Genomic DNA, 21,654 nt, shown 5'->3' on the forward strand with positions numbered 1-21,654 from the left:
CTATCGGGAGCGCAATGGAATATTGAGAACGTTTCCTCTATCCTGGCTCTTCGCTGTGCTTATCTCAACGGTCAACTTTCAATTTGATGTATGTGCCAAAGTGAGATGCACCCGTTGCCCCTTCTCCTCGTGCTGCCAAAAACTGCAAAATAGCTAATCCTGCTGCATCTGCTTGATTGCAGGGCTTGCGATCAAATTGCTTTACGTACTTAATTTTGAGTAGTTTCATAAATATAACGATCGCTAGAAAACTATATCAAAGAAAGGATTAAATAAATTATCGAAGGACTGCATCTGTTTTAACCCTTCTTCCTGCCAGTCATCCCCCATTTCCTCATCTTCCAAACTAAATAATCGTTCTCGACAAAGGATTTGCAGCAGCAGAGGCCAGCATTTACTTTGAGTCAAAATCCACTCGACATCCTCAGCCGGAAAAGGCATGGGCGAACTGGCTATCAACTCGCGCGCTTCAGCTTCAGTCATAGCTCCGAGAGTTGTGGTATTATATCGAAAGATATTGAAAAAAGGCAAACTATGTCCGGTGCTACGCGCTAATTCGATCAGCGATACTGGAGTTGCCAAGACAAACCCTAAATTCCCATTGGTTTGGTATGTTCTCAAAGAGTGCAAACTCTCCCAAAACTCATCATCTAATTCGGGACAGCGCTGTAAACCTACACCAATTTCATCAAATAAGATGACTGTAGGCTGAAGTAAATTACTGCTAACCACATCCATAAATCCCTCTAAGTCGCAAGGGCTGGGAACTGACATTTTTAGGCATTCTAAAATGTAGCGCAGCAACCCTTCCCGACTCTGCCGTCGCGGATCTTGAAAATCTACGAAAATCCAGCGATAGTTTTCTGGAGAGGGCAACCAGTCAGATTTTTGACCGGGACGCAACTGTGCTGTTGGGGTGGTGGTAATATTTTTCAAGTATTCCAGCAAAGAAGTCTTGCCACTGCCGCTCTTGCCGATAATGACAGCATTTTGCAGGGGACGGCGTTTCAGTAAGTCGAATAGGCGTTTTAGTTCCTTCTTCCGCCCAAAAAAGTAGCGCGGATGGGTGATGGGAGTGCCAGTTACAAACGAGGAAGTTTCGCTATCTTCTGCATTTTGCAGTTGATTTTTAGGAGCCAAATCACAGTCAACCTCCTCCAGTTTTAGCCGAAGCGCCCTAAAAACAAGTTCAAGAGAGCTTTTTTCGACTCCCTGACCCCGCACTATCTTCCTGACTGTATCAGGATGTAACGTTTCGCCGTTGAGCTCAAGTTGAATTTTTTCATGGATTTTACCGACGGCGTATCTTTCGCTGGTGATACCCAACCGATCTATCTCAGCCTGAAGTTTCTGCTTTCCTGTGGGTGTCAGTATCACACCGCGATCGCGCTGCTGCGTCCGTGAATTCATAAATTGGCGAAGTTTAACGTTCGGGTGACGATATTCCCGAACTTAAGGAAGATAGTAATAGTTTATATGAACTTAAGCCAGTAAACCAAGTTTGCTCGGATCTCAGCCTCCCAAGCTGAAAAGCTAGCTGGAACTGAGATGGCAAAGTTAATTACTCAAAATCTACAAAGTTCCTGCCTATCGTCTTCAGAATCGTCCCAAAGCTGTTTCAGTAGGTGGAAGATAGACAGTGTACAGTTTAAAGAAATGAAATGCTTCTTAATAAGTCCACTTCCAACCCACCATTCCGTTCTGATGATTACCCAGAAATGGAGCGAGATGTCATTCAAGAACGTTTGCGTCAAGCTAAATTTAGTTTTAACGTGACTATTGGGTTAAAAATAGTAAACGCCTTTATGAGTATTTTAGTCATCGTACTGTTGTTTTCTGGAAAAGTCACAGAAGGCTCAGTTGCCACCGCTGGCGGATTAACATTAAATATTGTCAGCGGTAGGTTACTCAAGTTTACAAAAGAAACGAACGACAGACTCGATCGCCTAGCCAAAGAATTCAAAGACGACGATTAAATAAAAATCGTTAAAGTAGGGTGCGCCTTCCGCACCTGACAAATTACCAATTCCACTAATACGCGGTTTACAAGTCAAAGTAGGGCGCGCATTCCGCACCCTACAAATTCAACTAACGCGCACCTGACAAATTCAAGTTAAATTCTGCAAAAATTTATCAAAGGTTGCCCGATCGGGCATAGCACCTTGAGCACCCACTTTAGTTGTGCACAGAGCGCCCGCTGCTGCGCCCCACCGTACCGCTTCCGGCAAGGACAGACCGGCATCTAATGCAGAGGCCAACCCGCCGTTAAAAGCATCGCCAGCAGCCACAGTGTCGATCGCCTCCACAGCAAAAGCCGGTACAAAAAAGGTTTCATCCGCAGTAACAGCAACAGCCCCGCGATCGCCCAATTTAACAATAACAATCTTGACACCACGCTCCTGCAAGTGTTTGGCAGCTACAATCGCTGTTTCCCTGTCATTCACCCGAAAACCGACTAACTGGCTGGCTTCCACTTCATTCGGCGTGATAATGTCAATTAGCGGATAAAGTTCCAGTGGCAAATCCGCCCTAGCCGGTGCTGGATCGAGAATAACTCGCACCCCCGCTTGACGAGCAGCTTTCGCAGCTTTTTGGACAACTTCCAGGGGAATTTCTAACTGTAACAGCAAAGATGTAGCTGCTGTTAACACTTTTTTGAGACGTTCTATATCTGCTTCACCGACATTGTTATTCGCGCCCGGAATCACAATAATATTATTTTGACCTGTCTCGTCTACAGCGATAATTGCCACTCCTGAATGAGTGTTTTGGTCTATTAATACATTGTCTGTATTTACCCCATAAGATTGTAAATTTGTCAATAATTCTTCAGCAAATTTATCGGTGCCGACGCGACCGATGATGTTGGTAGAAGTGCCGAGACGGGCGGCGGCGACGGCTTGATTTGCTCCTTTGCCACCGCCGGCTGTGATAAAATTGCTACCGATGATAGTTTCCCCTGGCTGTGGCAACCGGGGAGTTTTGGCTGCTAGGTCGATGTTGATACTGCCGAATACGATGATCGTCATAAATTATTCAATTTGGTAATTGGTAAGCTGTAGCGCATTTAATTTGTAAGCTACTTTTTACTTAAACTCTTGTGGGGCGGGCAGGATAGTCCGGGGCGAGCAAGCTTCAATTTAAATGCCAAATAGCTTAATTGGTAATTGGTAATTCTCCCATTCTCCCACTTTCCCCTTCTCCCTCTCTCCCCCTCTCCCTCTCTTCCTTAAGACGTGCTAGAACAGTTATGGTCTTCACAGGTCAATTCAATGGCTGCAATTACTCTCGATCGCAATCCCTGTGTCCTGCTAGTTGAAACAGACGAAGTTCTCGCCGGACACTTGAGTCTCGACTTAAAATCCTCCGGCTATGAACCGGTAGTAGCTTCTAACACCGCCACCGGCCAAAATTTAGCTCATGAATTGCAGCCTGCTTTGATTGTAATTGACCGGATACTTGGCGCTGAGTCGGGGCTGTCACTGTGTTCTCACCTCAGAAGTATTGGCAATCGGGCGCCGGTGCTGCTATTGGTCGGTCGTGATACAGTTGACGATCGCGTAGCTTGTCTGGAAGCTGGGGCGGATGATTATTTTCTCAAACCTTACCGCACTGAGGAGTTTTTGCAGTTGGTGCGCTTGTATTTGCAGCCGGATAACAGCAGCAACGAACAATTGAGGTTTGGCGATTTAGTTTTGGATTTGGCATCTAGGCGGGCCCTACGCAACGGACGGGCGATCGACCTGACGATGAAGGAATTTGAGCTGCTAAAGTATTTGATGGAACATCCCCGCGAGGTTTTGACTCGGGAACAAATTCTGGAAAATGTTTGGGGTTACGACTTTCTGGGCGAGTCGAATGTAATTGAGGTTTACATCCGCTATCTGCGCCTCAAGATTGAAGATGAGGGCGAAAAGCGCTTGATTCAGACGGTGCGCGGTGTTGGCTATGTGATGCGCGAAGCTTGAAGCAGTCATTAGTCATCAGTCATTAGTCAGTTGTCTGTTGACAGTTGTCATCACTCAACGCAGTCAACAGTCAACAGTCAACAGTCAACAGTCAACAATCTAAAATCATTATGAGTTATTTAACTAATTTGCTCGGTATTGGAGTAAGTATATTTTTGCTGGGATGTTCGCCGACTTTACCGATCGCGAATGCTGGTGCTACTGGTATTTTGGCGGATCAGTCTCCGACGGCGACAACATCGGGTCAAGTGCTGCCTGTTTCTGCTAGAGCTCGGATAGGCGATCGCCCAATCGAACTCGAAGTCGCGAAAACACCGGAACAACAGGCTATGGGTTTAATGTACAGAACTTCTTTGCCGGATGACAGAGGAATGCTGTTTGATTTTAAACAGGCGCGGCGGGTCAATTTTTGGATGAAAAATTGCAAGATTTCTCTGGATATGATTTTTCTGCGAGATGGGGTAGTTGAGGCGATCGAAGTTTCTGCACCTCCTTGTACTGAAGATCCTTGTCCTACCTACGGGCCCGATACTGTTGTCGATCGAGTTATTGAACTCCGGGGCGGGCGAGCTGCTGAACTCGGTGTCAAAGTGGGCGATCGTATTGAAATCGAGTTTTTCCAGTAAAACTTCGGACTCTTTCAGTAAAACCTGCAAAAAGACACCATCCCTCGGTTCCCATCGCCCAGAGAGCCCCCTACCTTCGGAATACCGGAGAAAATTTAGAAACTTTACAAAAATTGATTAAATTTGTTAAGATATTAATGTAAGATTCAGTACAAACACCGAAAGATTTGCTAGGATGTCAATCTCAGTCAGTCAGGACTTGAGCTTGTTTCCGGAAGCTGTAGATTATTGGTCGCAGGTATGAGACGAGTCAGCGACTCGTTACCAATCCTGAGAGACGATACTCAGCCTCAAGGTGTAGCAACACGAAAAGAAATTCTCTGGAAGTTCTGGCGATCGAGCTAAATCTACTAAACCTATCTAAAGTAATATGCTACGAGCCAAGTTAATTGGCGGTAATTGGCCAACTTAACTTCTGGTAGCAGTTTCGGGTTTGATCGAAATATCTAACTAATTTTGCCGAAGTAGATTTGCGGATTCTGCATTTCGGCAGATGAAGTTAAACTCTGAACTTGGTTTAGTAGTTTTAGGTAGCAGAATTTATTCTGATTCGCGCTGCAAAGATGCCGAGGTATTCAGTTTAGGTTCGATCGGGCTCACCAGTCGATCGGGCAGACATCAGCCAAATTGCATAACCTTTCACTTTTTGGGAAAGGTTAGCTTTACAGTCGCACTCAGCATTACGTTTGGCAGTTCAACCGCTAATAGCGTTTTAAAACCTATCGACGGTAACAAGACAAATTTAAAACTGGCTTATTACTCATCAAAAACATCAGGTTCACATCAGAAAATGGTGTCCTATACTTAGAGGTGAAATCACATGGCACCCGCTAAATACACTCGATTAATTCGATTTTTACAAGAAGATTTGGCAATTTCTCCCGCGTCAATTGCTGTCGCCGAACGTCGTGGCGGTGACAAACAGCGCCAGCGTGATAAAGACCCGAATTCCTTGCCGATGGTTCTGTGGCAATACGGTTTAGTCACTCTCGAACAGTTGGATAAAATCTTTGATTGGTTATCCGAAGCATATTAAAAGGATTTTAGATTTTAGAGAGTATCAAAAATCTAAAATCCTTTAACAACTGAGATTAGGATTCAGCCAAGAATTTGGCAGCAGCAGCAACGCCGGCACCAGGAGTGTAGCCTTCATGACCCAATTCTCGCAACACGACTTCTAAAGAGGAAATTGCTGCTAGAATATCGCGATCGGCCACAAAGCCCAAATGACCGATTCGGAAGATTTTACCTTTCAAATGGTCTTGTCCGTCGGCGAGAGCAATGTCAAATCTCTTTCTCATCAAAGTCCGCACTTTTTGAGCATCTACGGATGCTGGCGGCATAACCGAGGTAATCGCAGGGCTGGCGGCATCGTCAGCAGCAAACAACGGCAAACCTAAAGCTTTTACAGCAGCCCGAGTAGTTGTCATTAACCGTTGGTGTCGCGCGAAAACATTTTCCAAGCCTTCTGTTTTCATCATCTGCAGCGATGCTTGCAGGGCAAAAAACATATTGACAGGGGGAGTAAAAGGAGTGGTATTTTTGGCAGCGTCTTTGCTATATTTGCCCAAATCCAAATAATAGCGGGGCAGTTTAGCAGTTTTGTAAGCTTCCCAAGCTTTGGGACTGACGGCCACAAAACCCAAACCTGGAGGAATCATGTAAGCTTTCTGAGAACCTGAAGCAATGACATCGATGCCCCAAGCGTCCATCGGAATATTGACAGCGCCTAAGCTAGTGACCGCATCGACCATAATTAAAGCTTCACCGTGGGCTTTAACGTGGCGGTTGATGGTTTCGAGGTCGTTGAGGACGCCGGTGGAGGTTTCAGAGTGGGTGAGGATGACAGCTTTGATTTGCTTCTCTGTATCTGCTTCGAGTTTTTCGCGGAAGTTTTCGGGGTCTAAAGGTTGGCCCCACTCGGCTTTAATAATTTCGGCGTTTAAACCGTAAGCTTCGGCGACTTCGGCCCAACGTTCACCAAATTTGCCGTTGCATCCGACTAAAACTCGATCGCCGGCACTCAAGAAATTAATTATCCCAGCTTCCATCGCGCCGGTACCGGAAACCGTTAAACTCAGCACGTCACTTTTTGTTTGGTGCAGCCATTTCAAGTTTTCGGTACATTCTGCAAAAATCGCGTCAAATTCCTTGCTGCGGTGGCCCATCGGGTGTTTTGCCATCGCTAACAAGGCCGCTTCAGGTACCGGCGTCGGGCCGGGAATCATCAGCATTAATTTGTTGTCCATGATATTGTCCTAAGTTTTTCTGTGGGAGTTCTATAGAATAAATCAAATACGATACGTCACGTCGCGTCGATACTCTAAGTTTTTTAACTTTTAACTCCCTTGTGGTTAATTTCATTTAGAGCCCAGCGATGTTCTACCGCTAAGTTCGATCGCTCGCAGCTTTGTTCTAATTGCTTTTGAATGGCAAGGGCTTTACGCAGTGTAATAATAAGCTGGTGAACTTGTTGCTGCTGCGGCGATTGTGGACTGACAGCAAACATCGTTTTGCGCTCTAACAATTGAAGTAGCAATTCATAATGAATGTACGAAGGAAGGGGGATTGGCTCCATGAAAGCTAATATACCTCAGCGAACCGACACCCCATTGCAATTGCATGAGGCATCACAGGTGAACATTAGATGCCCGATTTTTTATTTGTTTTCTAACCGTACAATAACCCCTGCTTTGCCGATCGAATATTCGGGGCTGGGTGCGTTGGACACGCTAAATCTTGCGATCGACAGGCTTACAGAATAGATTTAATTGCTTTCTGGCAAAATATTTCTATGCAATATAGCTTTCAGTGCTATTTCTTTTTTACAGTAGCGCTTGAGTCGATGCAGGCTAGAAATTCTCATTATTTACCTACTTAATCATTTTTTATCAGAATTAAGGGTGGTTTGTCAAGCGGTCTCGCCTTTCACAGGCTGGGAGGGCGATCGGCTAGCGAGGCTAAAGCAGCACCCGGATCGGGCTGCTTGACCAGAGATTCGCCGATGAGAACGGCTTCGGCTCCGGCGCTGGCAAGTTTAGCTAGGTCGTCGGGAGTGTGGATTCCTGACTCGCTGACGATGAGGATGCCTTTTGCTTGGATTTCGGTTTGTCTATCGGCTAATAGTTGACTGGTAGTTTCTAGGCTGACGAAAAAGTCTTCTAGGTTGCGGTTGTTGATGCCGATTAGGTTGACGCCTTCTAGGGTTAATACTCGATCGAGTTCTTCGAGAGTGTGAACTTCGATTAAAGCTGTCATCCCCAAAGTCTTGACAATTTTCACAAAGTATTGTAAGTCTTTATCTGACAGAATGGCTGCGATTAACAATACAGCATCGGCGCCGTGAATCCGGGCGAGATAGATTTGGTAGGGATAGATGATAAATTCTTTGCAAAGTAAGGGTAAATCGACAGCGGCACGGATTTTAGCGAGGTTGTCGAAACTGCCTTGAAAGAACTTTTCATCGGTGAGTACGGAGATGCAACTGGCGCCGTTTTGTTGGTAAGCTAGGGCGATCGCCACTGGGTCGAAATCTTCACGAATTACGCCTTTGCTGGGAGAAGCTTTTTTAACTTCGGCGATGATAGCGGGTGTGGTTTTGCCGTTTTTAAGGGCGGCAAGAAAGTCGCGGATGGGCGGTGCGAAGGGGAGTTTTTTGTGAAGATCGGCTAAGGGGGTGCGATCGCGCTTTTGGGCCACTTCTACTTCTTTTTGCCAGACGATTTCTTCGAGGATGTGCTGGGGTTCGGCGTCGGGTACGGCGATTTGGTAGCTGAGGTAGAGGACGGAGACGGATGTGCTGGGGGGACGACGGCGGATTTGAAGCATGATAAGGGGATAAAGGGCGATCGTAACAAGTTTCAACGTATTATATAATGGTTACAGTAAATCCTCCTAGCCTGAGAGCTAATGCGTGCCAGCTAAAGATATTTATCACGATACAGTTAAGCGTGCCTTACAAAAGGATGGTTGGATAATTACTCACGATCCATTTCCCCTGCAAATTGGTCGCAAGCGTTTATCTGCTGACCTGGGTGCAGAGCGTCTAATTAATGCCGAAAAAGGAACCCAAAAAATTGTTGTTGAGGTCAAGAGTTTTGTGGGACGATCGGATGTAAAAGATTTGGAGCAGGCTTTGGGGCAGTACGTTCTTTACCGCCAAGTGCTTAATGAAATGCGGAGCGATAGAAGCCTATATTTGGCAATTTCTCAACCTACTTTTAATAGCGTATTTACCATAGAATTAGGACAAGTGTTATTAAAAAATCAGATTGTCAAACTGATGGTTTTTGATGATAAAAGTGAGGCGATAGTTCAATGGATACCCGATTAAGATACCAAGAAATTATCAAAACCATACTGCAAGAGCACGCCAACTACCGCGCTGCCATACCTGACGGATATAATTCCCAAGTTCTCTTTGATGATGAACGAGGAAGCTACTTAGTCTTGGATATTGGTTGGAATGGCGACAAATACCTTCACGCCACACCAATCCACATCAATTTAATCGGCGATAAAATCTGGATTCAATATGATGATACCGAAGAAGGAGTGGCGACTGATTTACTGGCGGCAGGTGTTCCTAAAGAAGATATTGTACTCGGTTTTAGGCATCCTCAAGTGCGACAATATACTGAATTTGGAACTGGTTTGAGGGACAAAGATGAAGAAATTGTTGCTGAATCTGCTGCGGTGCGATCGGCCTAAGTAGAGTACGGAGACTGATGTGCTGGGGGGACGACGGCGGATTTGCAGCATGATAGGGGAATAAAGGGCGATCGTAACAACTTTCAATCTATTATTATTAGACCTCTTGCAAAAAAAATATGTGTTATCCTTAAAGGTTTGCTCAAGTTTAGGTCAAACTTTGAATTATTGGGTTGATTGGCATCTCCTTAAACTTGCCCAGCCTGCTAGATTATAAAATTGCCTAAACTTTCCATAATAGCACAAAATTATTTTGCAAGAGGTCTATTATAGAAGTTTCTATTACCATTAATCAAACAGAAACAAACCCGGATTTACATGAAAGAATTTTCCCAAAGCCTCAGCTTGTTTTTTGCTAATTTCTAGCTGACCGTTAACGATTTCAGTTACCGTCTCAATTGTGCCAATAATTTCTCCTAAATCTGCTATTTCTAAACTTCTAGCATCCATCAAATGAAGAAGTCTTGAGTGGGGAGTTGAAGCATTCAGTTGATAGTGATTTTCTTCATAATCCTCAATTAGTTTGACTAAAAGTTCTAACAGAGTATCTTCTTCGGGAGTTAGATTTTTCCGAGAGAGCAAGTTTTCAACTATTTCTAAAAAAGTCTCGTTTTCCGCTTCATTTTTGATAATTCGAGGTTGATATTGAGATAGCAGGCTGCTGTACCTGTCGGAGTCAAAAGTAAGGGTCATTTTTCCAGTTGTCTTTGTCATATTCTGCATGAGTCAAAATGTACTTGATATAAACAATCTGCTTTTGATAGTTAAGACTTACGATTAAGCGATATTTATTTCCTTTGATATTGAAAATTGTAAAATTTCCTACTGCTTCAGCTTGAGGATAAATAGTTTGAACATCAATAAGTTTAGTCCAGTTGGCTTGACTAGCAATCTTGTACCAATCATCGAGGGCTTCGCAGGAATCAGCATGATTTTGGCAGTAGTCTCTTAATTTTTTGCGACTGATAACGTGCATTGAGCGATCGGTCAGATGTTTTGCAGATACCTAATTCTATCAAATTTAAGTGCGAACGGCTAAAACCCCAATTTTACTCAAAGGGCGATCGGGCTTCTTTTTATATGTTTGGGCGGGAATAGTTAGTTTTGACATACTCTTTTAGTATCGGGCAAAGGGTAAAAAATGTGCGATCGCCCTCCGGGATTTTTTCAACTAATGAACGCCGTCCCAAAGATTGCATCACTTTCAAAAATTGCGATCGAGATAATTGCAGATTCTCTGGCACTTTTGAGATGGAAACTGGCGCGGTTTCACTCGCTAGCCATGACATTACCTGTTTTTCTGACTCGGATAAGCGATTAAATGGCTTATCCAGTAATAATTCTAAATCACCTAAAAATAGTTTCTCCTCAGACAAAAATTCATATATGCTGCCGTTAAATAAATCTTGAATCATTGTTGCAACTATTTTTAACCACAAGGGATTGCCTCTGTATTGTTCAATTAGTTCTGACCATTTTTGATGTTCAGCTAAACCTTTTTCTCTGATAATTTCCCCCCCTGCCGCACCTAAACCATTAAGTTGTAATGAGCGAATTGGCTGATTTTCGCCTTCTAATGCGGCGATTTCTCTGGGTTTTTCCGAACCTATCAGGATTAAGCAACTGTTGTGACATAATTCTCCTACCTGTCTGAAGAGTGTGCCGTAATCTTCATATCGAGGTTTGTAATTACCAGCGAGTTGTCCGCTGCTGTTTATCATTTGTACGTCATCGAGTATCAGCAGACAGCGGTATTTTTGCAAGTAGTTCAGTAGGGGCAATCCCCCCGTGGTTGCCCCATTCTCTGAAACAACCACGCCATCGGCATTTGGGGCGGGAACGGGGGCGCCGCCCCTACAGAAGAATTGAATTATATTGGTTTGAAGTATGGACAGGGGTGGAGATGTGGCGAGACTTCGCCAGATGACGAAATCAAATTCATCTTTGATTTGTTGGACAAGTTGTGCGACGAGTGCGGTTTTGCCAATGCCGACTATGCCTAGTATGGCGAGTAGGCGGGTGTTTTCTTGTAGAATCCACTGTTTGAGGGTGGTGAGTTCGGATGTGCGATCGTAGAAAATGCCACACTTAGGCATTTCAGCTAAGAATTGACGCAATTTTGATTCACTGTTGCCTTTGTTTAGAGGTTCTTCATCCGTTGGTGAATTGGGGACTTTTGGGGACTGTGAATTATTTTCACAGAAGTTGACTTCCCCAATTTGTACAATATGTTTATTGAAGTTCCAGAGATTTGAGAATTTTACTTGTTCCAATCTGACTCTAAAATTTGATTTATTGACTTCTTCGCCTAATACTTCTGATAGTAGCTTCCATAATGCAGAGGCAATATCTTTAATGTGACCTTCACTACAGTGAAATTCATCTGCTATTTTTGAGTATTTCTGACCTTGTAAAGTTCCCCGCAGTATCACCTCTTGCAGATTGTCTAAGTGTTTTCCCGTATTGATAAAAACTAGGTCGTCGGCAAGTTTTAAGACTTCTTGAACGTCCATAGGTCGGGTTAATGCTGGGGTTTTGCCTATTATATCCTACTCGATCCGACTTTTTCCGACCCGACCCGATCGAGTTGTCCAGCTTTTTCTGGCGTGGGTAAATGGCAAATGATATTAAAGTGCCTACTTGATCCGACTTTTTCCGACTGGACAAGACTGAGATTTTATAGCCACAATCATATTTAAGAGGCACTATTATAGCTTTCCCATAGGAAAAAAATGACTGCACAACCATTATCCCTCCCACAAGCAAACTTAAAAATGGCTCTCTGGCAAGTAGATGCCGATTCAATGAGTAGTAGCGAGTTGTATGTCTGGTTAAATGATAGCGGCTTGCCCCACGAAGTCACTATCAGATTGCACGAGTTAGCTAGCTACACAAAAAAAGCTGGTAACAAAGTTTTGGCAGTAGGGAAAATTGTTCTGATCAAAATTATCGAGTTTGTCAAGGCACATCCTCATTTAGCTACGGGCATTGCTCTAGGAGCTGCTGTGGGGCTATTGGCAAGTTCAGTACCAATTATAGGCCCGGTGTTAGCGCCATTGGCAGCAGTGCTAGGTATAACTGTTGGTGCGATCGCTGGACATAGACTAGATCAAGGCTACCGTCAAGTAGATGGCATAGTTGGAGTAACACAAGACTTTATTCAAATCGCCCAATTGTTTTTTCAACTACTGATTGATGTTTTCAATTCAGTTTTTCGCAACGTTATCACTGCTTAAATAAGAAAATTTGAAAAAATCACAAGGCTTAATATGTCAGGAAATAAAACCCTAACTAAGGAGCAAATCCTTAAAGCGATCGAGCAATTGGAAAAAAATCCTCATGATAAGCTAGGAATTTTAGCTGATATTGGGATTGGTGTGGTAGGTGCTGGTGCTGCTGGTGCTGCTGTTGCGGCTTTCGGCGGTACATCCATATTGTTTGGGCTAATAGCGGTTGCACCCCCAGTAGGATTGGTTGTTGGCGGTGCAGCATTAGGTGCAGCAGCTCTCGTTGGAGCAAAGAGGATCTTCTTTGATGGCACTTTCAACGAAGGGAAAAAAGCAGAAATGCTCCAACAGCTAAAAGAACAGCAAAGAGAGGTTGAAGCAAAAGAAAGAGCATCTAAGCTTGGAGAGAGTGACAAGACAAAATTTATTGTTTCCTTGAAAGAACCAGTTAGGCTTAATCTAATTAGCCCTAAAGAGGCTCAGGATTTAATGAGGGCTGTTGAAACTGGTCAAATACCTATCAGGGAAGCTATTAATATGGTCAAGGCTATAGTGGAAGCAGCTCAACTCCAATAGTCTTTTAAATTCATGACCTGAAAATGCTAGACACAGGCTATGTTGCTCGGGTATTTCTGAGATTTTATATCATGTCCGGGAACACGCCCATAGTAAAATGAATAAGTATGCCTTCAGTCGCCAGCATCCACGCTCTCCCATGCCAAAACGTATTAGTATAGAGCCACATCTATCATTGACCGAGTTAGAACAGCGCTACCGTCAGGCAAAAGATGCTGTGGAGAGAAGCCATTATCAAATTATTTGGTTATTAGCATCTGGTAGAAGTAGCCGAGAGGTTTCACAAATAACTGCTTACAGTCTCAGTTGGATTTATGAACTAGTCTGGGGGTATAACCGCATTGGTCCAAAATCACTTGGAGATAAAAGGCATGAACATCCAGGTGCCGATACACTTTTGAATGATGTACAACAAGCACAACTATGGCAAGCGCTACAATCACATCCAACTGTTGGTGGGCTTTGGAACGGACAGAAAGTTGCAAATTGGATGAGTGAATTATTAGGACATTCAGTTAGTAGACAACGAGGTTGGGAGTATTTGAAGGCAATGAGACTACGTTTGAGAGTACCTCGACCATCTCATCAGGAAGCCGACTTTACGGAACAGGAACAATGGAAAAAAAAACTAGCAAAAACGGTGACTCAAGTTCAAGAAAAGTACCCAGACGCCGATGTAGAAGTTTGGACAATGGATGAACATAGAGTTGGGCTAAAACCAATAATTAGACGTATTTGGGTAGATGAATGGACAGTACCCGTAGCATCGGTAAATTGGCGATTTAAATGGTTATGGTTGTATGGCTTCGTTCACCCACAATCTGGAGAAACATATTGGTGGATTCTACCTTTTGTGAATACCGAAATTTTTAATCAAGTTTTAGCCGATTTCGCGCAACATTTTGAAGTCGGGGAAAATAAACAAGTCGTATTGACGTAAGGATCAAGCTGGATGGCATACCGCTAAAAAACTTGATGTACCGCAGGGCATTCATATTATAGAAATGCCCTCTCACTCTCCAGAACTTCAACCTGCAGAAAGACTTTGGCCGCTTACAAATGAGCCTCTTGCTAATCGAACATTTAAAAATCTTGATGAATTAGAGGAAATTTTATTTAATCGCTGCCAACAATTACTCCAACAGCAAGACTTAGTTCGAGGTTTGACAAATTTCCATTGGTGGCCCCAAGTTGCGCCTTAATTATGGTTATACTACCGGACATGATATGACTTAGCTGCTGAAAGAGCGATCGCCCTTCTATTATTGAGGTGCGATCGCTCTTTTTTTGAGTATCACTAATTCTGTCTCTCCAACACCATAGGGAATTTTTACCGCTTTGACAAGCATTCATAAGACAAACTATAGTGAGTAGGAGAAAATCGGAGTGGGATATTTGGTATAACGAAAGAATCCCGATCGCCCTCCAATCCTTTATCACAAATATGAGCATTAACGATAAACTTAAGAACATATTGATGCAATTACGATCGCACTTCGAGCAACTCTACGGCGATCGCCTCACCCCAATGGTGCTCTATGGTTCCCAAGCGCGAGGTGATGCACATCCCGACTCAGATATAGATGTTTTAGTAGTTCTGAAAGCGCCACTTCAAGCGGGCGAAGAAATTGATAGAACTCTTCAGATTGTAGCAGATTTGTCGCTCCAAAATGATGAAGTGATTAGCTGTCTGTTTATGGACGAAGAGCGATTTATACATTACAGCGGGCCTTTATTGAGGAAGATTCGCAAAGAGGGAATGTCATTTCTCAATAAGCCTTTGACGGGCGGGCAGGATGCCCACCCCACAAAAAAACTTACTCTTTGTGGAACAGGCATCTTGCCTGTTCTGGAGAATGCTAAAAGATGCAATTGCAAGCAGTTTCATCTCCTTTAACTTGCTCTACCACCGCCCTAAAACCGAATACTGAAATCCCCGACTTATTCAACAAGTCGGGGATATAAAACAAGAAAACTGCCCCTACAGATTAATGACTACCCGCTCCAGCCGCCCGTTTGAAAGCCTCATCCAACACTTCCGAAAGCGTCGGGTGAGTGTGCACTCGGAATGCTAAATTGTTAACAGAATCGCGCTGGGCGATCGCATTTGCCGCCTCCTGAATCAAATCCGCAGCGTGCAAACCGAAAATGTGAACTCCCAACAACTCCCCAGTATCTTTCCGGTAAATCACCTTAGCCATACCGTCAGTTTCACCCTCCGCAATAGCCTTAGAATTTCCCTTAAAATAACTCTTGACAGAACCGACCTCAAACCCTTCAGTTTTTCCTAACTCCTTCGCCGCAGGTTCCGTCATCCCCACATAGCTAATTTCCGGGTGAGTAAACGCCGCCGCCGGGATACTCAAATAGTCAACTTCGCGGGCACGGCCACAAATATTTTCTACTGCGGCAATTCCCTGAGCAGACGCAGAATGCGCTAACATCATCTTGCCATTAACATCGCCGATCGCCCACAAATTTTGCACCGGTTCTCCCGCCGCCAAAACCTGCATCTTATCGTTAACTGGGATATAACCGCGCATCGTTTCCACGCCAACAGTTTCTAACCCCAAATTCTTGCTCACCGGAACCCGACCAGTTGCTACCAAACAAGCATCAACTTCCAAAACTTCGACAACTTCCTTAGTTTTGAAATCAGCTAATTCAATAATGACCGGCGAACCAGGAGTAATCTTCTTCGCCAAAACACCTACTTTTGTTTCAATATCGCGGGGTGCAATTAAGACTCGTTCTGCCAACTTAGCAATATCCGGGTCAAAAGTCGGCATCAATTGGTCTAGAGCTTCAATCATCGTAATTTCGCAGCCCAGGGCTGTGTAAATATCCGAAAACTCCAAACCGATATAACCGCTGCCAATAATTGCGATCCACTTCGGCAGCGATTCCAACCTGACAGCATCGTCGCTGGTAAATACTGTTTTTCCGTCAATTTCTATCCCGGGGGGGACGAAGGGAACCGAACCGGGAGCGAGAATAATATCCTTGGCGGTAATAGTTTTCTCGCCTTTATCGGTTTCGACGGTAATTTTTTGAGCACTGGCAATTTTGCCCCAACCTTGGATGACATCGACGTTCAAACGTTTGAGGCTGTTGGTCAAGTCGCCGCGAAGTTTGCTAACAATAGTGTTAGCGTGATTGGCGATCGCCCCGCGATCGAAATCCACACTCCCCAATTGAATTCCCAAAGTCTTCAGGTGGTGGGCATTCCGCAAATCCCGCACTCGCCCGGAAGCCGCCAACAGCGCCTTCGAGGGAATGCAGCCACGGTTGACGCAAGTCCCGCCCATGTCTCCCGCTTCGATAATTGCCACTTTCAGCCCGCAGCTAACCGCGTGTATGGCGGCCCCGTGTCCACCCACGCCAGCGCCGATAATTGCTAAATCGTAATCAAATCCCTGAGTCACCTTAAAATCTCCTAATGCCTTTGAAATCTTAGGACTCAAGCAAAAAATACCGTATGTCCGTCCTTTCGAGCTGGCGCGTTGCCATCGCAACCCTTGAACAGCGGTAATAGTTGCGCAAGTCCTGTTTCCTTATTCTCGACTAGACTAGGGTTAATTAGACAACGAAAGAGCCGTAACTGAGATTTTTTCATGGTCAATGATTTTGAGCTGGGTCTACACAAGTCTCAAATCACTCAGTAGGCGGGTGTACAGTTAAATATAGTTTGAAGGCTGACAATGCCCGCTGCGGCTTTTATATTGGGGCAGCAAGTTCAGCAGCAGGCATTCCACCGCCCGGTTAAATTGTGTGCGCCTGCTTGTTTTAGTCGGGTTTTCATGTCTGCACGCGCCGGGGTGGGCAGAGTTTGTTGACAATTTTTAGAGTCTATGGAGTAGCTTATGACAGATGATGACGATCAGAAAGATTTACGCCGTGCCTCGGCTCAATCATTTTTTGAGTCCCTTGATGAATTGTTCGATTCTATAGAATCGAACAGCAGTCAACCTGCACCACCTAAATCTCCACCGCCTCCGGCTAAGTCTTCGAGTCAGTCTTCGAGTCCGCCGAAGAAGACTAGACCTGCGAAAATTAATTTGTCGGATTTTGAAGATGCGATCGCCGATTTGGAACAGTTTATCCAAAATAAACACCAGAAGCGCCCGGAATCCAATCAATAGTGCGATCGACACATTTTCAAGTAATGACTGTTGACTGTTGACTGTTGACTGTTGACCAGGGAAAAATTTTAGACCGAAGTTCCAGCTCCCAGATTCATCTGTGGAGTCAATTTTTAAATCTCAAATCTCAAATCTCAAATCTCAAATCGACTGGCTGTTAACGGTGCTTTTGGCTTAAGCTGCTTAGGTTGCACCTACAAAATATTCACATTTGGTTGAGGATTGCTTTACAAGAATTAAGCCAAATAAATTATCTCAATTTACTATTAATAGCCTTGTTTTTAGGCTTTGAGTGCTGTGGTAATTGCCTCGATCGCACTTCGATCGCGCGATCGCCGATCGCACTCAAAGGCAACTCCCATTCATCAATATCAATATCATTGCGGAACTTGACCGGAATATCAGCACCGTTAATAATCGCTCCCAACAGCCGCGGCCCGGATTTATTCGACTCCTCATCCTCAGATTCCAGCAACTGATCTGCAGCCTCAGACAACATACTAGACAAAGTGTAACCAGGCCGCGCCACCAAAATCATACCGTCTGTGTACGGTTCCAGCGTCAGCGCGTCGTTGCACTCGCTCAAAGCCGGAGAATCCACAACCACAAAATCAAAGCGGTTGCGAACATCCTCAAACAATCTCCGCATTTCGCTTGATTCTAGTACGGCGGAGGCTTGTCGCAAAAAGCCGGGACTCGGCACAACGTATAGATTCTCTACCTCTGGAACCAAAAGAACGCACTCGCTAATATTGCCGTAATAGTGCAAAGGTTCCACCGTCGCCAGAGGATCTGCAGCAATTTTCAACGATTCAACATTAGAAGGCGATCGCAAATCTGCTTCAATTAGCAAAGTCCGTTTACCCGATCGAGCCGATGCAATTGCCAAATTGTAAGCACTAAAACTTTTCCCCTCCAAAGGCGCCGCCGAAGTCAGCAACACCACCTTCACCGGTTTGTTCCCGATCCGGCGCAAATTAGTACGCAACCGCTCGTAAAATTCCAAATAGGGAGAATTTGCCTCCAAGGCCAGCGGCATTATTTCATCGCCGTAAAAATCAAACACCGTCACTTCAGGCAAAACTGCCAGTATCGGCACCTCTTTTTCCACCAAAGCCGCCCGCACTTCTTCCCAACTGTAAAACTTGCCGTTGAGCATCCCCAACAAAAATATCAACCCCCCGCCCAGCAGCAATCCCACAAATCCGCCCACCGCCAGCATCACGGGCAAACCTCTCTTGTTTGACTCAACGTCATCAGTTTGCGGCCCTTGGGCGATTGTCAAACTCCCCGTTGTCTCAGCTACCGCCGCCTCAGCATCTACCAAAGCCGACTGCATCTTGTCGTAGAGAGCTTGTTTGAACGCCACTTGTTGAGCCAACCGCGCTTGTTCTAACTGCTTGTTGGGGATTGTCGCGTGTTCCCGACGCAATTCTTTTTCAGTTTTCTCGATTCCTTGAAGTTGCTGTTGCACCGTATCCCGCTGCGTTTGCAAAGCAATCAAAGTTTGAGCTAACTGCTGTCTGGCCGGATCTAAAGAAGAGTCTACCCGAATTCGAGCGGCACTTCTGAGCGGAGCCGCCACCCCGTTACCGCCGAGTACCTCAGATTGCCGCTGCTGCAACTGCTGCTCAAAAGCTTGTTTTTGTTTGAGCAATTCTACAATTTTCGGGTGTTCCTCCTGCAAGTCGCTGCGGAGAATTTTGAGCTGAGATTCGATCGAAAACAATTGCACTCGCAGTTGGGCAATAATTGGATCGGCAGAGAGTGCTTGAGCGACGTAAGCTTGCTCCACATTCAATCCCAAGCGATCCTGCAAACTATTAATTTGAGCTTCAATTCCTCCCAACTGCAGGCGGAGTTGCCGCTGCTGCTGTTGGCTGTTGGTAATCGCTTGCGGCAAAGCACCGCTCTGAGCAGCTAAAATTGAAGTTCCTTCTCGTTTTGCGTAGGCTTCAAGTTTTGCTTCCGTCTCTCTGAGTTCCTGAGTTACTTTCGGCAAACGCTGGTTAATTTGGGTGATCGTGTCTCGCAGTCTAGAAGTATTAAATGTTGTGCTGTAATTCACCATTTCGTTCATCAGCGTCTCTAGTACCGCTTCTGCTTTTTTACGATTGGCATTTTTGTACAATACTTGAATCAAAGCGCTGGGGTCATTATTCTTACTGGGCATCTTTACTTGCACATCTTTTACCAGCTTTTTAGCCAAAGCTTGTACTTCTTCTTCCTCTTCTTTTTGGCTTAATTTTTTTTCGGGTTTGATGAGTTGTTTTGCGGCTGCTTTAACCACCGTTTTATCCAGCAGCATATCTTTAGTTATTTCTTGTCCTTCCTGTTGAATTTTAGTAGTAGTCGATGAAAAAATCACGCTCGGTCTGCGGTAGGCCAGCGTACCTGTAGCAACGTAAACTGGCGCCGCCTTTGGCTGCATAGCCACTACTCCCGACACCCCCACAGTCACCGCGAGAGTAGCCAGTCCCACCCACTTGTATTGGTCGAAAGCAATTAAATAACGTTTGACAACGGATAAAGTCATGACGATTTTAGATTTTAGATTTTAGATTGCTAATTTTTAACGATAACTAATGATTGTTGACAAATGATACCCATTTCCCAACAAGCTGCAACTGTAGGTAAGTTGTAAACACATATCGCATAAGTTATTCCCCATCGAAAATCGAAAATGGAAATTTGAAAATGGTATGACTACCTATCATTACGTGACGGGCCGAACAAATCTGTCACCCCATTTCTCAACTGCTCAAAGAACAGAATAAATCCCAAAGTATCCCGGAATGGTCGAGTAAAAGTATTGAGTACATAACCAATGCGCTCTACCAAATTCCTACCAATAACAATCACATCATTATCTTCTAGCATCGGGTTCTGAGAAACATTGCCCTCCAAAGCAGCTTTGGCATCTATCGAACGGTTGATTGCTCTACCTTGCTTTTCGTCGAACCGAATCAGGGCTATTTTCCGCAAGTTAGCAAGATTAACAGGCAAGTTGTTGAGAGCATCCAAAAACCTGCTGCCATTTTCTACGTAGAACGAGGTCAAACCACCACTAGCGTAACTCAAAACTCGAACGTAGATCCTGGGTTTAATCAGAGTAGACCGCGAAACCAGAGCTTTATCGTAGTCTAGGTTTTTGGTACTAGCGTCCAATTCCGGGATGACAATCACATCTCCCGATGCCAAAGGAAAATCGAACAAATCGTTACCGTTTGCTAGGGGAGTGTAGAGGTCGATTGGTTCCTCCACCGAGGAGCCGTCCATCAGCGTCCGCCGCACTCGCACCTCCCGCAAATCGGCTTTTCCCGTGACTCCCCCCGCAATCACCAAAGCAGCCGAAATTCGACCAGAACCCGCCGGAAGCGTGTAAAAACCCGGTTTGCTGACTTCTCCGGTGACAGTGACTTGGACGGGGACAGCAGCAGCAGCGAGGCTGTACCTGGATGCTAAATCTTGATCGGATTTGCGATCGGGCGTAACCTGTTTATACGGTACGACGATCGCATCTCCATCTTCCAAACGCAAATCCGGCGGAGCAATACCAGTTTGCAACGGTGTCAAAATATCAACCACTTGCTCAGCGACAGCACCTCCCGGCAGAGTCCGCCGCACCCGCACTGCCCGCAGTTCCGCCGTAGGATTAGTCCCAGCAGCCGCCGCCAGAGCCGCCGGAAGCTGGGGGGTTTGCAGCGGATAAAAACCCGGTCTGGCCACTTCCCCCGTCACCGTCACCACTACGGGCCGCTGAACCAGCAAAGCAGCCGAGACTTGAGGATTTTTGATAAATTGGCCAAAGCGATCCCGGAGGCGCTGCTGTGATTCTTCGACAGTAAGACCGCGCACATTTACTGTTCCGATTAGCGGCAGTACAATTACCCCTTCAGGGCTGATTGCACCTGTAAAACCTAGCTCTGGGAAGCGCTGAACTTGAACCGAAATCTGGTCTCCCGGGCCCAGGCGGTAGGGCCGATTCCGAAAAGCTGGGTTAATATCCCGGTTGAAATTGGCAGGCGGCGGTGGCGGTACACGCAATTGCGGTGGCGGCACGAACTGTTCGTCTCTTGGAACAACAGGTTGAGCTAAAGCCGTTTCCGAAAAAATTTTGCTATTAAAACCCCAGAATACAGCAGCAAAAGATAGAGTCCAAGCAGTTGAATACAGACCTGCCAAGGAAAAAGCGAGGCGATTTTTAATAGTGGATTTTTCCCGCATTTTCAGAGGATTTAAAAAAGTAATATTTTGAATAATGACCTGATTTGTAAGTTTCATCTAAATATAGCGACGACAAAAAACAATAAGATATTTTCGGGGCGGGTTGAACTAGAATATTGACTAGGAAGCAGTTGATTTTGGCAAAACTCGCCCACGCCCTAGGCTGATTTATTTACAC

At 45.0% G+C, this 21,654-nt stretch carries 23 protein-coding genes and 1 pseudogene; 11 read left to right on the top strand and 13 right to left on the bottom strand.

The window, feature by feature from the left end:
* Positions 1-64: 64 nt before the first annotated feature.
* On the bottom strand, positions 65-229 hold the full coding sequence (locus NDI35_RS10055; RefSeq protein ID WP_445312617.1) for a hypothetical protein: 165 nt from the start codon (positions 227-229) through the stop codon (positions 65-67).
* A 14-nt stretch (positions 230-243) separates the two neighbouring features.
* Positions 244-1,410, bottom strand: a complete 1,167-nt coding sequence (locus tag NDI35_RS10060) for an nSTAND1 domain-containing NTPase (RefSeq protein ID WP_333449123.1) — start codon at positions 1,408-1,410, stop codon at positions 244-246.
* A gap of 251 nt (positions 1,411-1,661) precedes the next feature.
* On the opposite strand from NDI35_RS10060, the gene NDI35_RS10065 reads away from it, so the two are divergent.
* A complete protein-coding gene (locus tag NDI35_RS10065) occupies positions 1,662-1,976 on the top strand; it encodes a TRADD-N-associated membrane domain-containing protein (protein ID WP_333082373.1) in 315 nt (104 codons plus the stop codon).
* 132 nt (positions 1,977-2,108) lie between these two features.
* On the opposite strand, the gene rbsK is transcribed toward NDI35_RS10065, so the two are convergent.
* Positions 2,109-3,029, bottom strand: a complete 921-nt coding sequence (rbsK, locus tag NDI35_RS10070) for a ribokinase (RefSeq protein WP_445312618.1) — start codon at positions 3,027-3,029, stop codon at positions 2,109-2,111.
* A 243-nt stretch (positions 3,030-3,272) separates the two neighbouring features.
* Between rbsK and nblR the strand changes: the two genes are divergently transcribed.
* The 3 genes from nblR (at position 3,273) to NDI35_RS10085 (ending at position 5,630) form a co-directional block, all read left to right on the top strand.
* A complete protein-coding gene (gene nblR / locus NDI35_RS10075; RefSeq protein WP_445312619.1) occupies positions 3,273-3,968 on the top strand; it encodes a response regulator transcription factor NblR in 696 nt (231 codons plus the stop codon).
* Between the two features lie 110 nt (positions 3,969-4,078).
* Complete coding sequence (locus tag NDI35_RS10080; protein WP_445312620.1) at positions 4,079-4,594, top strand: DUF192 domain-containing protein; 516 nt, start codon at positions 4,079-4,081, stop codon at positions 4,592-4,594.
* Between the two features lie 820 nt (positions 4,595-5,414).
* Positions 5,415-5,630, top strand: coding sequence for a DUF2949 domain-containing protein (locus tag NDI35_RS10085; RefSeq protein WP_333069463.1), 216 nt, complete (start codon positions 5,415-5,417; stop codon positions 5,628-5,630).
* Between the two features lie 55 nt (positions 5,631-5,685).
* Here NDI35_RS10085 and NDI35_RS10090 read toward each other — a convergent pair whose 3' ends face one another.
* The 3 genes from NDI35_RS10090 to trpC all read right to left on the bottom strand — a co-directional run bounded on the left by NDI35_RS10090 (position 5,686) and on the right by trpC (position 8,422).
* Positions 5,686-6,843 (bottom strand): pyridoxal-phosphate-dependent aminotransferase family protein, encoded by a 1,158-nt coding sequence (locus NDI35_RS10090; RefSeq protein ID WP_445312621.1) that lies wholly within the window; start codon positions 6,841-6,843, stop codon positions 5,686-5,688.
* A gap of 83 nt (positions 6,844-6,926) precedes the next feature.
* Positions 6,927-7,172, bottom strand: a complete 246-nt coding sequence (locus NDI35_RS10095; RefSeq protein WP_333055069.1) for a DUF5340 domain-containing protein — start codon at positions 7,170-7,172, stop codon at positions 6,927-6,929.
* A 350-nt stretch (positions 7,173-7,522) separates the two neighbouring features.
* Positions 7,523-8,422: an indole-3-glycerol phosphate synthase TrpC gene (gene trpC, locus NDI35_RS10100; protein ID WP_445312761.1), complete on the bottom strand. Its 900-nt coding sequence runs from the start codon at positions 8,420-8,422 to the stop codon at positions 7,523-7,525.
* Positions 8,423-8,507: 85 nt separating this feature from the next.
* Between trpC and NDI35_RS10105 the strand changes: the two genes are divergently transcribed.
* Both NDI35_RS10105 and NDI35_RS10110 read left to right on the top strand, forming a co-directional pair.
* Positions 8,508-8,927, top strand: coding sequence for an element excision factor XisH family protein (locus NDI35_RS10105; protein WP_445312622.1), 420 nt, complete (start codon positions 8,508-8,510; stop codon positions 8,925-8,927).
* The gene (locus NDI35_RS10110; RefSeq protein WP_445312623.1) at positions 8,912-9,304 is read left to right on the top strand and encodes a XisI protein; all 393 of its coding nucleotides are present in this window, start codon (positions 8,912-8,914) and stop codon (positions 9,302-9,304) included. Before NDI35_RS10105 ends, NDI35_RS10110 begins: the two co-directional genes overlap by 16 nt.
* 288 nt (positions 9,305-9,592) lie before the next feature.
* Here NDI35_RS10110 and NDI35_RS10115 read toward each other — a convergent pair whose 3' ends face one another.
* The 3 genes from NDI35_RS10115 to NDI35_RS10125 all read right to left on the bottom strand — a co-directional run bounded on the left by NDI35_RS10115 (position 9,593) and on the right by NDI35_RS10125 (position 11,817).
* Entirely contained in the window at positions 9,593-9,997 is a 405-nt protein-coding gene (locus tag NDI35_RS10115) for a helix-turn-helix domain-containing protein (protein ID WP_445312624.1), read from the bottom strand.
* Complete coding sequence (locus NDI35_RS10120; RefSeq protein WP_333095288.1) at positions 9,981-10,280, bottom strand: type II toxin-antitoxin system HigB family toxin; 300 nt, start codon at positions 10,278-10,280, stop codon at positions 9,981-9,983. The genes NDI35_RS10115 and NDI35_RS10120 overlap by 17 nt, the downstream gene beginning before the upstream one ends.
* A gap of 100 nt (positions 10,281-10,380) precedes the next feature.
* Positions 10,381-11,817, bottom strand: a complete 1,437-nt coding sequence (locus NDI35_RS10125; RefSeq protein ID WP_445312625.1) for a helix-turn-helix domain-containing protein — start codon at positions 11,815-11,817, stop codon at positions 10,381-10,383.
* Positions 11,818-12,036: 219 nt separating this feature from the next.
* Here NDI35_RS10125 and NDI35_RS10130 point away from each other — a divergent pair, with 219 nt between their 5' ends.
* The 3 genes and pseudogenes from NDI35_RS10130 (at position 12,037) to NDI35_RS10140 (ending at position 14,309) form a co-directional block, all read left to right on the top strand.
* Complete coding sequence (locus NDI35_RS10130; RefSeq protein WP_445312626.1) at positions 12,037-12,540, top strand: hypothetical protein; 504 nt, start codon at positions 12,037-12,039, stop codon at positions 12,538-12,540.
* Between the two features lie 33 nt (positions 12,541-12,573).
* Positions 12,574-13,107, top strand: a complete 534-nt coding sequence (locus NDI35_RS10135) for a hypothetical protein (RefSeq protein ID WP_445312627.1) — start codon at positions 12,574-12,576, stop codon at positions 13,105-13,107.
* Positions 13,108-13,246: 139 nt separating this feature from the next.
* A pseudogene (locus tag NDI35_RS10140) lies at positions 13,247-14,309 on the top strand (IS630 family transposase).
* Here NDI35_RS10140 and NDI35_RS10145 read toward each other — a convergent pair.
* Positions 14,224-14,460 (bottom strand): hypothetical protein, encoded by a 237-nt coding sequence (locus NDI35_RS10145; protein ID WP_445312769.1) that lies wholly within the window; start codon positions 14,458-14,460, stop codon positions 14,224-14,226. The pseudogene NDI35_RS10140 and the gene NDI35_RS10145 overlap by 86 nt on opposite strands.
* A 13-nt stretch (positions 14,461-14,473) precedes the next feature.
* On the opposite strand from NDI35_RS10145, the gene NDI35_RS10150 reads away from it, so the two are divergent.
* Positions 14,474-15,004, top strand: coding sequence for a nucleotidyltransferase domain-containing protein (locus NDI35_RS10150; RefSeq protein ID WP_445312628.1), 531 nt, complete (start codon positions 14,474-14,476; stop codon positions 15,002-15,004).
* Positions 15,005-15,095: 91 nt separating this feature from the next.
* Here the strand turns inward: NDI35_RS10150 and lpdA are convergent, their stop codons facing one another.
* On the bottom strand, positions 15,096-16,532 hold the full coding sequence (gene lpdA, locus NDI35_RS10155) for a dihydrolipoyl dehydrogenase (protein ID WP_445312629.1): 1,437 nt from the start codon (positions 16,530-16,532) through the stop codon (positions 15,096-15,098).
* A gap of 438 nt (positions 16,533-16,970) precedes the next feature.
* On the opposite strand from lpdA, the gene NDI35_RS10160 reads away from it, so the two are divergent.
* Positions 16,971-17,249 (top strand): hypothetical protein, encoded by a 279-nt coding sequence (locus NDI35_RS10160; RefSeq protein ID WP_445312630.1) that lies wholly within the window; start codon positions 16,971-16,973, stop codon positions 17,247-17,249.
* A 250-nt stretch (positions 17,250-17,499) separates the two neighbouring features.
* On the opposite strand, the gene NDI35_RS10165 is transcribed toward NDI35_RS10160, so the two are convergent.
* Positions 17,500-19,785, bottom strand: coding sequence for a GumC family protein (locus NDI35_RS10165; RefSeq protein ID WP_445312631.1), 2,286 nt, complete (start codon positions 19,783-19,785; stop codon positions 17,500-17,502).
* A 170-nt stretch (positions 19,786-19,955) separates the two neighbouring features.
* Positions 19,956-21,533, bottom strand: coding sequence for a polysaccharide biosynthesis/export family protein (locus NDI35_RS10170; RefSeq protein WP_445312632.1), 1,578 nt, complete (start codon positions 21,531-21,533; stop codon positions 19,956-19,958).
* Positions 21,534-21,654: the final 121 nt, after the last annotated feature.

Origin of the sequence: Microcoleus vaginatus FACHB-2002 (genome assembly GCF_040004035.1) — a bacterium.
GTDB classification, from domain to species: Bacteria; Cyanobacteriota; Cyanobacteriia; order Cyanobacteriales; family Microcoleaceae; genus Microcoleus; species Microcoleus vaginatus_C.

Coding starts and splice junctions, on each gene's coding strand:
- NDI35_RS10055 (WP_445312617.1), bottom strand. CDS start 229: ATGAAACTACTCAAAATTAAGTACGTAAAGCAATTTGATCGCAAGCCC.
- NDI35_RS10060 (WP_333449123.1), bottom strand. CDS start 1,410: ATGAATTCACGGACGCAGCAGCGCGATCGCGGTGTGATACTGACACCC.
- NDI35_RS10065 (WP_333082373.1), top strand. CDS start 1,662: ATGCTTCTTAATAAGTCCACTTCCAACCCACCATTCCGTTCTGATGAT.
- rbsK (WP_445312618.1), bottom strand. CDS start 3,029: ATGACGATCATCGTATTCGGCAGTATCAACATCGACCTAGCAGCCAAA.
- nblR (WP_445312619.1), top strand. CDS start 3,273: ATGGCTGCAATTACTCTCGATCGCAATCCCTGTGTCCTGCTAGTTGAA.
- NDI35_RS10080 (WP_445312620.1), top strand. CDS start 4,079: ATGAGTTATTTAACTAATTTGCTCGGTATTGGAGTAAGTATATTTTTG.
- NDI35_RS10085 (WP_333069463.1), top strand. CDS start 5,415: ATGGCACCCGCTAAATACACTCGATTAATTCGATTTTTACAAGAAGAT.
- NDI35_RS10090 (WP_445312621.1), bottom strand. CDS start 6,843: ATGGACAACAAATTAATGCTGATGATTCCCGGCCCGACGCCGGTACCT.
- NDI35_RS10095 (WP_333055069.1), bottom strand. CDS start 7,172: ATGGAGCCAATCCCCCTTCCTTCGTACATTCATTATGAATTGCTACTT.
- trpC (WP_445312761.1), bottom strand. CDS start 8,422: ATGCTTCAAATCCGCCGTCGTCCCCCCAGCACATCCGTCTCCGTCCTC.
- NDI35_RS10110 (WP_445312623.1), top strand. CDS start 8,912: ATGGATACCCGATTAAGATACCAAGAAATTATCAAAACCATACTGCAA.
- NDI35_RS10115 (WP_445312624.1), bottom strand. CDS start 9,997: ATGACCCTTACTTTTGACTCCGACAGGTACAGCAGCCTGCTATCTCAA.
- NDI35_RS10120 (WP_333095288.1), bottom strand. CDS start 10,280: ATGCACGTTATCAGTCGCAAAAAATTAAGAGACTACTGCCAAAATCAT.
- NDI35_RS10125 (WP_445312625.1), bottom strand. CDS start 11,817: ATGGACGTTCAAGAAGTCTTAAAACTTGCCGACGACCTAGTTTTTATC.
- NDI35_RS10130 (WP_445312626.1), top strand. CDS start 12,037: ATGACTGCACAACCATTATCCCTCCCACAAGCAAACTTAAAAATGGCT.
- NDI35_RS10135 (WP_445312627.1), top strand. CDS start 12,574: ATGTCAGGAAATAAAACCCTAACTAAGGAGCAAATCCTTAAAGCGATC.
- NDI35_RS10145 (WP_445312769.1), bottom strand. CDS start 14,460: ATGAATGCTTGTCAAAGCGGTAAAAATTCCCTATGGTGTTGGAGAGAC.
- NDI35_RS10160 (WP_445312630.1), top strand. CDS start 16,971: ATGACAGATGATGACGATCAGAAAGATTTACGCCGTGCCTCGGCTCAA.
- NDI35_RS10165 (WP_445312631.1), bottom strand. CDS start 19,785: ATGACTTTATCCGTTGTCAAACGTTATTTAATTGCTTTCGACCAATAC.
- NDI35_RS10170 (WP_445312632.1), bottom strand. CDS start 21,533: ATGAAACTTACAAATCAGGTCATTATTCAAAATATTACTTTTTTAAAT.